The organism is Janthinobacterium sp. GMG2, assembly GCF_033949445.1.
Classification (GTDB): domain Bacteria; phylum Pseudomonadota; class Gammaproteobacteria; order Burkholderiales; family Burkholderiaceae_D; genus Janthinobacterium; species Janthinobacterium aestuarii.
In genome coordinates this window covers 267979-281213 of record NZ_JAXAWA010000004.1, presented here as the reverse complement: position 1 = coordinate 281213, position 13235 = coordinate 267979, and the positions used below count along the sequence as shown (strand labels likewise).

Genomic DNA, 13235 nt, shown 5'->3' with positions numbered 1-13235 from the left:
CTCAGCCCACCGCTTCGCGCGCCCCCAGCGGCTGCAGATGGCGCAGACGCAAGGCGATCAGCACGCCGCCACCGAGGCACAGGCCCAGCATGATGACCACGCCCGTCCAGCCGTCGAAGCCCCACATCATGCCCGAGGCGGAACCGATCAGGCTCGAACCCAGGTAGTAGAACAGCAAGTAGAAGGCCGAGGCCAGCGCCTGTGGCGCGCGCGCGCGGCGGCTGACCCAGCTGCTGGCGATCGAGTGCGAGGCAAAGAAGCCGAAGGTGGCCAGCGCCATGCCGATGACGATCAGCGGCAGCGAGTCGAACAGCGTCAATAAAATGCCGGACAGCATCAGCAACAGCATGATCCACAGCACCCCCCGGCGCCCCAGGCGGTCCACCAGGCGCCCCGCCCAGACGGAGCTGAAAATGCCGATCAGATACAAAAAGGCCAGCAAGCCGACCGTGCTCTGGCGCAAGCCAAATGGCGCGGCCAGCAGGCGGTAGCCGATATAGTTATACAGGCTGACGAAACAGCCCATCAGCACGAAGGCGAGGCAAAACAGCCACGGCAAGCCCCGGTCGGAAAAATGCTGGCGGATGGCGTGCGGCAAGGCGTTCCAGCCTTTTGTACTGGGCACGAAATTTTTCGATGCGGGCAGGCTGCGCCAGAATTCCGCCGCCGCCAGCACGCCGGCCACGCCCAGCACGCCCAGAGCCCAGCGCCACGACAGGAAATCGCTGAGCATGGACGCCACCAGCCGTCCCGACATGCCGCCAAACGCGCTGCCGGCAATATACAGCCCCATCGACAGGCCCAGGGAAGGACCCTCGATTTCCTCGCCCAGGTAAGCCATGGCCACGGCCGGCATGCCGCCCAGGGCTACGCCCAGCGCGGCGCGGATGGCCAGCAGCTGCGCATAATCCTGCGCGAAGGCGGACAAAATCGTGAGTATCGCGGCGGAAAACATCGACGCCACCATCAAGGGCTTGCGGCCGACACGGTCCGACACGGCGCTCAGCAGCACCAGCGAGATGGCCAGCAAGCCGCTCGACACGGAGAGCGACCAGCTGCTTTGCGCCGGCGTCAGATGGAACTGGTGCGACAGCAAGGGGAACAGGGGCTGGATGCAGTACAGCAAGCTGAAGGTGGAAAAGCCGCCAAAGAACAGGGCGCGGTTGCTGCGCTTGAATTCGATGGAACCCTTGGCGATGGCCGTGCGGGGAGCGGGAGCGGAAACCGGAATGGCGGATGAGGCAGCGGGGGCAAAAGCAAGCGATGAATCAGACATGGCCATGTTTCAAAGAGGAGCGAGTCTTCATCTTAGGATTGCCAACTCATATCGTCCAATATATATTCAAGGCCCAACTCATACTTTAAAACGATTACTGAACATGGAACTGCGCCACCTCCGTTACTTTGTCGCCGTCGCCGAGGAGCTGCACTTCACGCGCGCGGCCGAGCGCCTGCACATCGGCCAGCCGCCGCTGAGCCAGCAAATCCAGGCGCTGGAAGCGGAATTGGGTGCGCAGTTGTTCGAGCGCAACAAGCGCTCCGTGCGGCTGACGGAAGCAGGCCGTCTTTTCCTCGACGATGCGCGGCGCATCCTGGCCCTGTCGGAACAGGCAGCCGTGACGGCGCGCCGGGCCCAGCGGGGCGAAGCGGGCGAATTGCGCATCGGCTTTACCTTTTCCACGCCGTTCACGCCCTATTTCGCCACCGTCATCAACCGCTACCGCCAGCAGTTCCCGCACGTCACCTTGACCTTGCACGAAATGGCGACCTTGCATCAACTGGAAGCGATCTCGGGCAGGACGATGGATCTGGGCTTCGTGCGCCCGCCGGAAACGACATATCCATCCGATATCAAGCTGACGCAACTGCGCCAGGATCCGCTGTTCCTCGTCTTGCCCGTCGACCACGCGCTGGCGGCCAAGGACGCGATCGCCATTGCCGACATGGCGGGCGAAGGCTTTGTCATGTATCCCAAGGATGCGGGCACGGGGATTTATCCGCAGATCTTCCGCCTGTGCAAGGCGGCCGGCTTCGTGCCCCAGGTGGCGCAGGAAGCGGGCGAGGCATCGACCATCATCGGCCTGGTCGCTGCCGGCTGCGGTATTTCCGTGCTGCCCGCCTCATTCGACCGCATCCGCATGGATGGCGTGTGCTACCGCCCCATCGCCGACCCGCAGGCGACCACCAGCCTGTTACTGGCGCAAAGAGAAGAAGAGACGTCGCCGCTGGTGGCGGCGTTTGTGAAACTGGCCGAGGAAGCGGCCATGGAAGAGAAAGAATAGGCCGATGAGGCCGGCGTAGGTCGGCGTAGGTCGGATTAGGCCGCAGGCCGTAATCCGACAATCGCATGCGTCAAGTCGCAGGTCGGATTAGCCCAAAGGGCGTAATCCGACACCAGCGGTCACGAGTAATCCGCGTCCAGCTCCGAACCCGCATAATTTTCCAGGTCCTCGAACAGGCTCTTCATGCTGGCCCGCGTGAGGATTTTATGCACGACGGTGCAGCTGCGGCGGTACGACTCGATGCGGTCGAGCAAGACCGGATGGTGCTGCACGGGAACCTTGGCCACCAGGGCGGCCCAGCCTTCCTCGAAGTCGGGCTTGTTCTTGCGCACGGAACGCACGAAGCGTTCAAACTCCTTTTGACCCGTGCGCGCGATGATGCGTCCGCCGCCTTCGATGGCGAAGATGATGGCCAGCGCGATGACGCCCTCGGCATTCAAGTCGCTGTCGCTGACGGGGCCGTTGTCATGGTGGCGGCGCAGCCAGCTTGCCAGGCGCACGACGGCTTGCACTTCCTTGCGCTGTTGCAATTGAACCGCATACTTTTCATAGCCGGCCCAGTTCTGGTTCGGGTCGGCCTGGCAAATATCGATGAACAGCTCCCGCAGGCGCCGCTGCAGGTAGACAGGGTCCTGGTCGTATTCGCCGACGAGGGCGTCTTCGGGCAGCTGCGACAATTCCTTGATCAGGCGAAAGCCCACCTGGAACGCGTGCTCGGCGCCGTGCTCGACGAGGAAATCGAGCGCGGCCTGGTCGCCCTCATGCGTGACGGCCTGCTCCAGGCCCAAGGACACGCCGCCCACCGTCAGGTACAGCGCTTTCTGGATGCCGTCGGCCGTGCGTTCATTCGTGAACTTCTCGGCCACCATGGCCGTGATGCCCGTCAATTCGTCGGCCAGGTTCAGGGCCGCGTCCTCGCGCGGGTCGCCCGGCAACAGTTTGATGGCGCGCACGAGGCGCGGAAGATTCTCTACAACAATTGCTGGCAGCATTAGACGTTCCCTGCTTTCATTACGAGAAAATGCCCGTGCCCAGGCTGCGGCGCGTGCTGGAACGCGGCGCGCTGCGCGTGCTCGGCACTTGCTTGCGCAGGCGGTACAGCAATTCCTTGGTGCTCCGCTGCAACATGGTCGGCTCTTCGTCCGGGTCATCCGAGTATTCCGCGTCGGCCAGGTCGGCGCTGTGGCGGAAGTCGGGGAACAGTTCGAACAGCGAGCGGTCCCAGCCGTCTTCATTCGCTTGCGCCAGTTCGATGGCCAGCGGCACGACGTCGTTGTCGGACGAGGTCACGCCCGTCACGTACGGTCCCTTGATGACGATCTCGCCCGCCACTTCGAGGATTTCCTTCGGCGCCATCGAGAACAGGATGGCGAACGCCGTGGCGCCCCAGTCGGTGGCGGACGCTTCGAGCAGCAGCTCGCGGCGGCGCTCGGCGTCGTCGGTGGAAAACACCACGCCGTGGATGTGCGCGAACAGGGCTTCGGCGATGCGTTCAGGATCGTCCTCGATCTGGTCGTCGCTCCAGGTGGCGGCGATGAAGGCCAGGCTGTCGGCCCACGCCTTCGGCGGCACCAGCAGGGTTGCCAGCGACATCTTGCCGCCATCAAAGCCGGCCAGGTGCAGGGCCGTTACCTGTGGCGGGATCGCGCTCAGCACTTCCACCACGGCCAGGTCGCCATACTGGTCGGCCGCGTCGGCAAACGCCTGCTCGGCGTGGCCCAGCGAACCGGACAGCACCAATTCCGTGACCTGTTTCGTCAGCGCGGGAAGATTGCTCTTTTGTTCCGTGTTATCGGCCATGGTCATCTCCATCCTGGTCAAACATCTGGGCGAAATCGTCGGTGGCTTCGTCTTCGTCGTGATCGTCGTCGCCGTCGTCATTGGCAGCCAGCTGGTCGAGCGACTGGTCGTCGTCGTCCCACAGGCGCGGATTCTTGTGCAGGAAAGCCGTGATGATGGCCTGGCGCGCCAGGTCGGGGAAGCTCTCTTCGATGGCGGCGTACATCTTCGCCGCTTCCGGCGCGGCGCAGGCGGCCATGGAAAACACGCGGGCCGGGTCGCCGAACTCGTAGTCTTCGCTTTCGGCCAGCAAGCCTTTCGGGTCGCTGAAGGTGATGTGGTCGACCAGCGCGAAGGCCAGCATGTTCACGTCTTCGATGCCGCCGCCGCTCGCGTATTCACCGACCAATGCATCGACCATGCTCTTGTAGTTCTTGCGGTTCGGCGGGTCGCCGAGGATGCCTTCGATCTGGCCTTCCAGCTCGCGCGACTGGTACGCGAATTCAGGGTGTACTCTTCTCATGCTGTGCTTTCCAATGTAATGCGCGGCGCTGATAAAAGCGCCGTTGTTGTTGTTTTCAAGTAATTCGGGCCGGCTGATGCGGGCCGCATCGTTTTAGTCGGCAGGTAATACTGTGCCATGTAAACGAAACACGCCGCACCACAGCGCATACGCTTCCGCTTCCGGATCGATGATGATGCGGTGGTTCACGCTCTGGTCGTATTCGGCGCGCTTGGCCGGGTCGGCCAAGATTTCATACGCCTTGGTGACGCTCTTGAAGCGCGCCTCGGCGCCGGGGGCCTGGTTGCGGTCGGGGTGGAAGCGCATGGCCAGCGAACGGTAAACCTTCTTGATTTCATCGTCGCTGGCATTGGGCGCGACACCGAGGACGTTATATAAATTTTCCATAAAAGGCTCCGGGGTCACGTTTTTCTACTAATTAAAGGCGAATTATCCTATAGAACGGCGTCGGCGTCGCTTGCATGCCGGGAAATGGGGGTAAATACGTGCTTATAAAGCGCTTGCGGTACGGTAAAATGCTTTTTACTGTCACTCTTCCGCATTGATCAATGAGCAACGATAAACCGAATACCGCCGCGCCAGCGCTGGCGCCCAATTTCTTGCGTAACATCATCGAAGCCGACCTGGCTACCGGCGCCCACGTGCGTCCCGGCCTGCCCCAGGTGATCACGCGTTTCCCGCCGGAGCCGAACGGCTACCTGCACGTGGGCCACGCCAAGTCGATCTGCGTCAACTTCGGCCTGGCGCGCGATTACGCCGGCCAGTGCAACCTGCGCTTCGACGACACCAATCCGGCCAAGGAAGAGCAGGAATACGTCGACACCATCATGGACAGCGTGAAATGGCTGGGCTTTGACTGGGAGCCGAAACAGGCCGATGGCCAGAGCCACCTGCACTACGCGAGCGACTATTTCGACCAGCTGTACGCGATGGCCGAGTACCTGATCACGGCCGGCTTTGCCTACGTCGACAGCCAGAGCGCCGAAGACATGGCCGCCAACCGCGGCAATTTCGGCCAGGCCGGCAAGAATTCGCCGTTCCGCGACCGTCCGCGCGACGAATCGCTGGCCCTGTTCCGCGCCATGAAGGCGGGCGAATTCAAGGATGGCGAACACATCCTGCGCGCGAAGATGAGCGAAGATGCCATGAGTTCGCCGAACATGAACTTGCGCGACCCGGCTATCTACCGCATCCGCCATGCGCACCACCACCGCACGGGCGACGCCTGGTGCATCTATCCGATGTACGACTACACGCACCCGATCTCGGACGCGCTGGAAAACATCACGCATTCGATCTGCACCCTGGAATTCCAGGATCACCGCCCGTTCTACGACTGGCTGCTGGAAACCCTGTCGGCCGGCGGCTTCTTCGCCAAGCCCGTGCCGCACCAGTACGAATTCTCGCGCCTGAACCTGACGTACATCGTCACCAGCAAGCGCAAGCTGCGCCAGCTGGTGGAAGAAAACATCGTCGACGGCTGGGACGACCCGCGCATGCCGACCCTGGTGGGCATGCGCCGCCGCGGCTACACGCCGGAAGCGATCCAGCTGATGTGCGAACGCACGGGCGTGACGAAATCGGACGGCTGGATCGACTACAGCGTGCTCGAAGGCTGTTTGCGCGAAGACCTGGACCCGAAAGCGCCCCGTACGGTGGCCGTGCTGCGTCCTTTGAAACTGATCATCGACAATTTCCCCGAAGGCGAAAGCGTGGAATGCACGGCGCCCGTGCACCCGCACTTCCCCGAGCGCGGCTTGCGCACCTTCCCCATCTCGCGCGAGCTGTGGATCGAGGAAGACGACTTCATGGAAGTGCCGAACAAGGGCTATTTCCGTCTGTATCCGCCGATCGACGACAAGCCGGGCAGCCGCGTGCGTTTGCGCTACGGCTACGTGATCGAGTGCACGGGCTACGACAAGGATGACAACGGCAAAGTCATCGCCGTGCATTGCACCTACTTCCCGGACAGCAAGTCGGGCACGGAAGGCAGCTCCAACTACAAGGTCAAGGGCAATATGCACTGGGTCAGCGCGCCGACGGCCATTGCCGCCGAAGTACGCCTGTACGACCGCCTGTTTACGGACCCGCAGCCGGATGCGGGCGGCAAGGACTTCAAGCTGGCCCTGAATCCGCTGGCCAAGGAAGTGGTGCAAGCGTGGCTGGAACCGGGCGCTGAACTGGCCCAGCCGGAAGAGCGCTTCCAGTTCGAGCGCCACGGTTATTTTGCGGCCGACCGCGTCGACAGCCAGCCTGGCAAGCCCGTCTTCAATCGCATCGTCACCCTGAAAGACAGCTGGCAACCCGCCAAATAAAGGCTGATGGCACACGAAAAAAACCGCTGCGGCGGTTTTTTTCGTTTCAGCGAGAAATATTGCCTGTTGACTATAATAACGATAATTTTGTATATTAGGCAGCTATTGAGCAATTTGCAATTTTAATAGCGCTTACACAACGCAGCCTAGCCTCCGCCGCCCAGGCGGCACCCGATTCCTCTTCCTGATGCGGATGGCGATGTCTTCTACTGCCGGCGAACACCCCTTATCTGCTGAAAAAAGACCACTGTGGCTGCTCGGCTTCGTGATGTCGACGATGGTGGGCCTGCTGTTCTATATGGCCGCCTCGCTGTCGATCGAAAACGATGCCAGCGAGCTATTCAACAATCTGGCCCGCAATACCCAGAAAAACATCGAATCGCGCGTCAAGTCGTATGCCAACCTGCTGCGCGGCACGGCCAGCCTGTTCCACGCCAACGAACACGTGAGCCGTGAGCAATTTCATCGCTACGTGGCGAACATCGCCCTGCAACAGAACTACCCGGGGGTGATGAACCTCAATTACAGCCAGGAACTGGACGAGACGCAGCGCGCCGCCGTCGAAGCGGCCATGCAGCGCGACTATCCGCCCGGGCGCGACGGCTATCCGGCGTTTGCCATCCATCCGCCCGCCCCGCGCGCGCACTATTCCGTGCTGGTGTATATCGAACCGATTGCCAGCGCCCCTGAAAAATATGGCTATGACATCGCCTCGCGCCCCCTGATCGCCGAAATGCTGGCGCAGTCGCGCGATTCTGGCCACATCAGCAATTCCGGCGTGCCCGTGCCGATGCAAGGCCGCCCCCAATTGACGGGCATGGCCATGCGCCTGCCCGTGTACCGTTTTGGCATGCCGGTCGATACGGTGGAGCAGCGGCGCGCGGCGTACCAGGGTTCCGTCGGCATCGGCTACGACCTGGTGACGATGATGCGCAGCGCGCTGGCGGACATGCCGGTACGCAACGTCCGCCTGACCCTGTTCGATATCGGCCCGCAGGCGCGCGCACCGCTAGACTTACCGCACGACATGCGCCCCATCTTCGACAGCACGACGGCAGGCATGCATGCGCCATGGTGGCTGCCCGGCAATTCCGGCCGCTACCTGAGCAGCACGATGCTGATCGAACATAATAGCCGCGTGTGGCAAGCACTGTTCAGCGTGCGCAAGAGCGACCTGTATACGCGCTTCGACGCCTTTTTGCCCTGGCTGGCCCTGCTGATAGGCTTTGCCAGCACCATGCTGCTGTACATGCTGTTCCACACTCTGGCATCGTCGCGCCGGCGCGCCATCCAGATGGCGAACGGCATGACGGAGGAATTGCGCGCCAGTCAGATCCGTCTGCAGCTGTCGCACCAGAAACTGCGCCGCTTGGCGGCCCATGCCGACCAGATCAAGGAAGAAGAGCGCAAGCGCATCGCGCGCGAAATCCATGACGACCTGGGACAGAACCTGCTGGTGCTGCGCATCGACGCAGACATGCTGGCCTCGCGCACGCATCGCCGCCACCCGCGCCTGAATGCCCGCGCCCGCTCGACCCTGGAACAGATCGACGCCACCATCAAGAGCGTGCGGCAGATCATCAACGACTTGCGCCCTACCGTACTGGACCTGGGCGTGAATGCGGCCGTCGAATGGCAGGTGGCGCAATTTCGCCAGCGCACGGGCATCGCCTGCGAAGTGAGCGAAAGCCATGACGACATTTGCCTCAGCGACCAGTGCGCGACGGCCCTGTTCCGCATCCTGCAAGAGTCGCTCAGCAACATTTCCCAGCATGCCCATGCCAGCCGCGTGCAGGTCAAGCTGGAAAAGTGCCGCGATACGGTATCGATGAGCATCAGCGACAACGGCGTGGGCGCCGCCATCGACGGGCGCAACAAGCTGGGCTCGTTTGGCCTCGTGGGCATCGAGGAGCGCATAAAATTGCTGGGCGGCACTTTTTACATCGAAAGCAGCCCCGGCGCCGGCATGAGCGTGCACGTCAGCGTACCGCTGGGCGCGGATGCCACCGCCTTTCCCTACCAGGAAGAAAGCCGGGTCAGCAACTGACCGGCGCCCGCCCGCATGAAGCAAGCTCAGCTTGCATATTTCGTAATTAGATGCAATATTAATGTGGAACAACTCAGCGCCCGCCCGCCATGGGCCAGGCATTCCTCGACTACTTGCCAGGAGTACGCACCCGCCGCTTTCCCTTGTTTCACCGTATTTCCCACAACGCTCTTTACAAAAGGACATTCATGGATACGAACGACAGTTTCAAGGCAATTGCCGATTTGAATTTGGACGCGATCAAGGTCAAGCTGATGCACCGGGAGTCAGGCGAGGGATGGAGCCTGGAAAAAGCAAATGCGGTGGAATTCGAATACCGCCGCTTTCTGATCCTGATGAAACAGTTTCCGGAAGAAGAAACGGCGCCGCTGATGGACGTTGATACCTTCTGGCACTACCACATTCTCGACACCCTGAAATATGCGGCCGACTGCGAACAGGTATTCGGTTACTTCCTCCATCACTTCCCCTACATCGGCTTGCGCGGCGAAGACGACGAAGCGGCGCACCATCGCGTGGGCGAGCGCATGAAGCAGCTATATGAGCAAACGTTCGGAGAAGACTATATCCGCGCGGCGACGGCGTATTCGGGGCGCGCCGTACAGGCGGCGTATTCGGGACGGGCTGTGCAGGCTGCGTATTCAGGACGGGCTGTCCAAACAGCATTTTCCAGTGCGGCGGTACAGGCAACGGCATACTCGGGCCGGGCCGTGCAAACGGCGTTTTCCAGTGCGGCCGTGCAGGCGACGGCGTATTCGGGCCGCGCGACCGGGGCTGCCAGCACCGCATTTTCCAGCGCGCCTGCCTCACTTACCGCAGCGGTGGTCAAATCGTCTTCGACTGGCCTGGAAATGGGGCGCTTCTATGTTGATCGTCCGGTATTGAACCGCGATCCGCAATAGAAAAGCGGAAAACAGATGTGGCTGCCGCACGCGGCAAGCCTGACTTACCCAGACGGCACCTCTCAGTTTGCCGTCTGTCAGGCGCTCTTAGGCAGCCATCAACTCGCGCAGTTCACGAATGCTGAAATCGCTGATTTCATGCATGCGGATGAGGATCGTGGCGCCGATCGGCAAGGTGTTGTGACGAATCTTGCTGATAACAGGTGGCGCCACTTCCAGAGCTCGCGACAAGGCGGCATCGTTTTTCAGTTGCAGCTTGTCGATGATCGCATCGAGGACGCGATTCGGGTTGTAGGTAGGCAAAGAGGTAATTTGTTTGAGAGACATGATCAAAAATCCGTACTTGTTGTATTAGGGCAATAAAAGACAGAATGTCCCTTCTGCACTAATTCAGGGTAAACACACTAAAAAGCGCCATCACTTATGCGGCTTTTACGCCACAAACAATATAATACACGCTATTGTTGATTTTTGCGTAACTTAGAGCAAAATTGTGATAATTGAAGAGAATTGACGCACTTGGAATGTGCTAGAGGATAACTCAAATCGGAAAAATTTGCTGCACGTCATCAATTTTTACGATGAGCAACACCGCTATGCATGAGCCAGGCTATGGCCATGAGGGTGCCCAGGCGGGCCATTTCCGTAGATAAATGCCAGCCTTGCGCGGCCACGCCGGCCGGGGTGGCAAGTGGGCAAATGCATGGGGAATCGTCCGCGCAGCACCAGGCCAGTTGCCGGCGAATTTCATCGGGCGGTGGTGGGGGTTGCAGCGCATGTTCGCGCCGGCGCATATAAGCGCGCACTTGCTCCTTGCTGGGGTGACTCGTTGCTCGCATGGCTCGCTCCTGCTGACGGGAAACAACGTCACGCTGGTTGTAGATGCAGAGCCCGCCACAAGAGCCCAGACGCGTGACGACATTGCTCACCATATCGCCAGCGCGCCATGGCGCGTTTGCGGTGCATCAAATGGCACGGCCCCGGTGTTGCGCCGGAACCCGTACTGCCCCACGGCCTGCTTCCGTCTTATTTCTTTTGCTGGCGCACGCGCTGTTGCTGTTTTTCCTGCGTTTGCTGGCGGTTCTGCTTGCGCTCGAACAGGGTGACCGCATCTTTCTTGGCTTGCTCGACGGTACGCATTTCTTCATGCGCATCGTGCGGGACGAAAAATTCGGCGTCCTGCGCCGCCACGACCAGCTTGATGGCGGCTTCGTCGTCGAGGTCGTACAGTTCCGTCAGGACGGTGGTGACCTCGTCCAGGTATTCTTCGTAAGTGAGGGTGCTCATGCTGTCTTCCTTAAGTGAGTGGCGCAGCGCGGGAACGGCGCGCTGCGCGCCGGCCCAGCAAAGTGCGCAGATAACCGGCCATTTTACCCGATGCCGGCGCCATCGGCGGACAGCGCCCGCAAGGCATCGGCCACGCGCGCGTAGCGCAGGCGCACGCCCAGCTCGCGCTTGATGCGCGTATTGTGCAATCGGCGCGATTCGGACATGAACGACAACAGCATCGGCGTGACCACTTGCCGCAGCGCGGCACGGGGCAGGCGCGGCGGGCGCGGCAGGCCGAACGTGTCGGCCACGGCATCGAAATACTCGGCCATCTTGAGTTCGCTGTCATCGCTGGCGTGATACACGCGTCCCGGCTTGCCGCGCCACAAGGCCCGTTCGATGATGCGCGCCAGGTCGTCGGCATGGATATGGTTGGTGTACACATCGTCATCCGCGGCCAGGGCCGGTGTGCCTTCGCGCAAGCGTTTCAAGGGCAAGCGGTCGTCCGCATAGATGCCGGGCACGCGCAGGATGGCCACCTTGGCGCCGCGTCGCGCGCCCCAGCCGCGCAATACCTGTTCGGCGTCCACCCTCCGCTTCGCGCGCGCATTCGCCGGCGCCGTCGTGCGCGTTTCATCGACCCAGGCGCCAGCGCAATCGCCATACACGCCGCTGGTGCTCACATACACCATGCGTGCATGCTCGGGTAAAATGGCGGCCAGATTGCGCGTGCGCCGGTCCAGCAAGCCCGACGATAGGGGCGGCGCCAGGTGCACGATCATCGTCGCCAGTCCCGCCAGCCGTTTCAGGCTGGCGCGGTCGTCGAGGTTAGCCACGATGGGCACGGCGCCGGCTTCCCGCAACTGCGCGCAGCGCGCCGGCTGGCTGGTGACGGCAAAGACGCGAAAGCGCGCGCGCAGCAGGGGCAGCAAGCGCATGCCGACGTCGCCGCAGCCCAGGATCAGCAGGCGCGGCAAGCCTGACGGCTTGCGCAAAGAGTGCATTAACATATTTTTCATCTCAAGGATTGTATGACTTTTCAAGTTACTGTTCAGCCCAGCGGCCACCAGTTCAGCTGCGAAGCGGACGAAACCGTGCTGGCGGCGGCGATACGCGCCGGCGTGGGCTTGCCGTATGGTTGTAAAAATGGCGCCTGCGGTTCCTGCAAGGGCAAAGTGGTTTCCGGCACCGTCCAGCACAAGGCGCACCAGCAGCGCGCCCTGACGCCGGAAGAGGAAGCGGCCGGCTTTTCCCTGTTCTGCTGCGCCACCACGGACGCCGACCTCGTCATCGAAGCGCGCGAAGTGGCGGGCAGCAGCGACTACCCGATCAAGAAAATGCCGTCGCGCGTGACCACCATCGAAAAAGTCGCGCCCGACGTCGTCGTGCTGACCCTGCAGTTGCCGGCCAGCGAGCGCCTCAACTACCGCGCCGGACAGTATATCGAAATCCTGTTGCGCGACAACAAACGCCGCAGCTACAGCATGGCCAGCGCGCCCGCCGACGGCGGCCCCGTGACCCTGCACATCCGCCACCTGCCGGGCGGCCTGTTTACCGACCAGGTATTTGGCACCATGAAGGAGCGCGACATCCTGCGCTTCGAAGGCCCGATGGGCACTTTCTTCCTGCGCGAAGATTCCGACAAGCCCGTCGTGCTGCTGGCCTCGGGCACGGGCTTTGCACCCTTGAAAGCCATCGTCGAGCACATGATCAACGAGCGCTCCACGCGCCCGATCACCCTGTACTGGGGCGGCCGCCGTCCGCATGACCTGTACATGGATGCGCTGTGCCGCCAGTGGGCCGCCGACTTGCCGCAGTTCACCTATGTGCCCGTCGTGTCGGACGCCCTGCCGGAAGACGCGTGGGAAGGCCGCACGGGCTTCGTGCACCAGGCCGTTATCGCGGACTTGCCCGACCTGTCAGGCCACCAGGTATATGCCTGCGGCGCGCCCGTGATGGTCGATTCGGCCCACCGCGACTTCGTGCAACTGTGCCAGTTGCCAGCCGACGAGTTCTACGCCGACGCTTTCACCACGGAAGCCGACCTGGCCAAGTAAGCGTCACCGTCCAGACAGCGGGGCGCGGCTGGTGCGGCGCCCGCTGCCACCACCGCTCTAC

General features: G+C 61.9%; 13 protein-coding genes. 5 read left to right on the top strand and 8 right to left on the bottom strand.

What is annotated here, in order from left to right; all coding sequences use genetic code 11:
• Nucleotide 1 precedes the first annotated feature (1 nt).
• Nucleotides 2-1276 carry an MFS transporter gene (locus tag SKZ59_RS16990; protein ID WP_319992415.1) on the bottom strand — a complete coding sequence of 425 codons (1275 nt, stop codon included), beginning with the start codon at nt 1274-1276 and terminating at the stop codon, nt 2-4.
• Between the two features lie 103 nt (nt 1277-1379).
• On the opposite strand from SKZ59_RS16990, the gene SKZ59_RS16985 reads away from it, so the two are divergent.
• Entirely contained in the window at nt 1380-2282 is a 903-nt protein-coding gene (locus SKZ59_RS16985; protein ID WP_072454357.1) for a LysR substrate-binding domain-containing protein, read from the top strand.
• Between the two features lie 119 nt (nt 2283-2401).
• Here SKZ59_RS16985 and SKZ59_RS16980 read toward each other — a convergent pair whose 3' ends face one another.
• From SKZ59_RS16980 to SKZ59_RS16965, 4 genes are all read right to left on the bottom strand, one after another.
• Entirely contained in the window at nt 2402-3274 is an 873-nt protein-coding gene (locus SKZ59_RS16980) for a hypothetical protein (RefSeq protein ID WP_034759925.1), read from the bottom strand.
• A gap of 19 nt (nt 3275-3293) precedes the next feature.
• Nucleotides 3294-4082 (bottom strand): hypothetical protein, encoded by a 789-nt coding sequence (locus tag SKZ59_RS16975; RefSeq protein ID WP_046685338.1) that lies wholly within the window; start codon nt 4080-4082, stop codon nt 3294-3296.
• Nucleotides 4072-4584, bottom strand: coding sequence for a hypothetical protein (locus tag SKZ59_RS16970; RefSeq protein WP_034759931.1), 513 nt, complete (start codon nt 4582-4584; stop codon nt 4072-4074). Before SKZ59_RS16970 ends, SKZ59_RS16975 begins: the two co-directional genes overlap by 11 nt.
• A gap of 93 nt (nt 4585-4677) precedes the next feature.
• Nucleotides 4678-4971: a DnaJ domain-containing protein gene (locus tag SKZ59_RS16965; protein ID WP_010395442.1), complete on the bottom strand. Its 294-nt coding sequence runs from the start codon at nt 4969-4971 to the stop codon at nt 4678-4680.
• Nucleotides 4972-5132: 161 nt separating this feature from the next.
• Between SKZ59_RS16965 and SKZ59_RS16960 the strand changes: the two genes are divergently transcribed.
• From SKZ59_RS16960 to SKZ59_RS16950, 3 genes are all read left to right on the top strand, one after another.
• A complete protein-coding gene (locus tag SKZ59_RS16960; protein WP_319992414.1) occupies nt 5133-6899 on the top strand; it encodes a glutamine--tRNA ligase/YqeY domain fusion protein in 1767 nt (588 codons plus the stop codon).
• 199 nt (nt 6900-7098) lie between these two features.
• The gene (locus SKZ59_RS16955) at nt 7099-8946 is read left to right on the top strand and encodes a CHASE domain-containing protein (protein ID WP_319992413.1); all 1848 of its coding nucleotides are present in this window, start codon (nt 7099-7101) and stop codon (nt 8944-8946) included.
• An 89-nt stretch (nt 8947-9035) separates the two neighbouring features.
• Nucleotides 9036-9848, top strand: a complete 813-nt coding sequence (locus tag SKZ59_RS16950) for a hypothetical protein (RefSeq protein WP_319992412.1) — start codon at nt 9036-9038, stop codon at nt 9846-9848.
• 87 nt (nt 9849-9935) lie between these two features.
• On the opposite strand, the gene SKZ59_RS16945 is transcribed toward SKZ59_RS16950, so the two are convergent.
• From SKZ59_RS16945 to SKZ59_RS16935, 3 genes are all read right to left on the bottom strand, one after another.
• Nucleotides 9936-10175, bottom strand: coding sequence for a hypothetical protein (locus SKZ59_RS16945; RefSeq protein ID WP_029496207.1), 240 nt, complete (start codon nt 10173-10175; stop codon nt 9936-9938).
• Nucleotides 10176-10874: 699 nt separating this feature from the next.
• Complete coding sequence (locus SKZ59_RS16940; RefSeq protein WP_034759943.1) at nt 10875-11135, bottom strand: hypothetical protein; 261 nt, start codon at nt 11133-11135, stop codon at nt 10875-10877.
• Nucleotides 11136-11218: 83 nt separating this feature from the next.
• Nucleotides 11219-12136, bottom strand: coding sequence for an SDR family oxidoreductase (locus SKZ59_RS16935; RefSeq protein WP_319992411.1), 918 nt, complete (start codon nt 12134-12136; stop codon nt 11219-11221).
• Between the two features lie 12 nt (nt 12137-12148).
• Between SKZ59_RS16935 and SKZ59_RS16930 the strand changes: the two genes are divergently transcribed.
• A complete protein-coding gene (locus tag SKZ59_RS16930; RefSeq protein ID WP_319992410.1) occupies nt 12149-13174 on the top strand; it encodes a CDP-6-deoxy-delta-3,4-glucoseen reductase in 1026 nt (341 codons plus the stop codon).
• Nucleotides 13175-13235 lie beyond the last annotated feature (61 nt).

What these genes read in the sequence shown, in the direction of transcription:
- SKZ59_RS16955 (WP_319992413.1), top strand. Translation starts at nt 7,099, where the DNA reads ATGTCTTCTACTGCCGGCGAACACCCCTTATCTGCTGAAAAAAGACCA.
- SKZ59_RS16945 (WP_029496207.1), bottom strand. Translation starts at nt 10,175, where the DNA reads ATGTCTCTCAAACAAATTACCTCTTTGCCTACCTACAACCCGAATCGC.
- SKZ59_RS16975 (WP_046685338.1), bottom strand. Translation starts at nt 4,082, where the DNA reads ATGGCCGATAACACGGAACAAAAGAGCAATCTTCCCGCGCTGACGAAA.
- SKZ59_RS16990 (WP_319992415.1), bottom strand. Translation starts at nt 1,276, where the DNA reads ATGTCTGATTCATCGCTTGCTTTTGCCCCCGCTGCCTCATCCGCCATT.
- SKZ59_RS16935 (WP_319992411.1), bottom strand. Translation starts at nt 12,136, where the DNA reads ATGAAAAATATGTTAATGCACTCTTTGCGCAAGCCGTCAGGCTTGCCG.
- SKZ59_RS16960 (WP_319992414.1), top strand. Translation starts at nt 5,133, where the DNA reads ATGAGCAACGATAAACCGAATACCGCCGCGCCAGCGCTGGCGCCCAAT.
- SKZ59_RS16950 (WP_319992412.1), top strand. Translation starts at nt 9,036, where the DNA reads ATGGGCCAGGCATTCCTCGACTACTTGCCAGGAGTACGCACCCGCCGC.
- SKZ59_RS16985 (WP_072454357.1), top strand. Translation starts at nt 1,380, where the DNA reads ATGGAACTGCGCCACCTCCGTTACTTTGTCGCCGTCGCCGAGGAGCTG.
- SKZ59_RS16930 (WP_319992410.1), top strand. Translation starts at nt 12,149, where the DNA reads ATGACTTTTCAAGTTACTGTTCAGCCCAGCGGCCACCAGTTCAGCTGC.
- SKZ59_RS16980 (WP_034759925.1), bottom strand. Translation starts at nt 3,274, where the DNA reads ATGCTGCCAGCAATTGTTGTAGAGAATCTTCCGCGCCTCGTGCGCGCC.
- SKZ59_RS16965 (WP_010395442.1), bottom strand. Translation starts at nt 4,971, where the DNA reads ATGGAAAATTTATATAACGTCCTCGGTGTCGCGCCCAATGCCAGCGAC.
- SKZ59_RS16970 (WP_034759931.1), bottom strand. Translation starts at nt 4,584, where the DNA reads ATGAGAAGAGTACACCCTGAATTCGCGTACCAGTCGCGCGAGCTGGAA.
- SKZ59_RS16940 (WP_034759943.1), bottom strand. Translation starts at nt 11,135, where the DNA reads ATGAGCACCCTCACTTACGAAGAATACCTGGACGAGGTCACCACCGTC.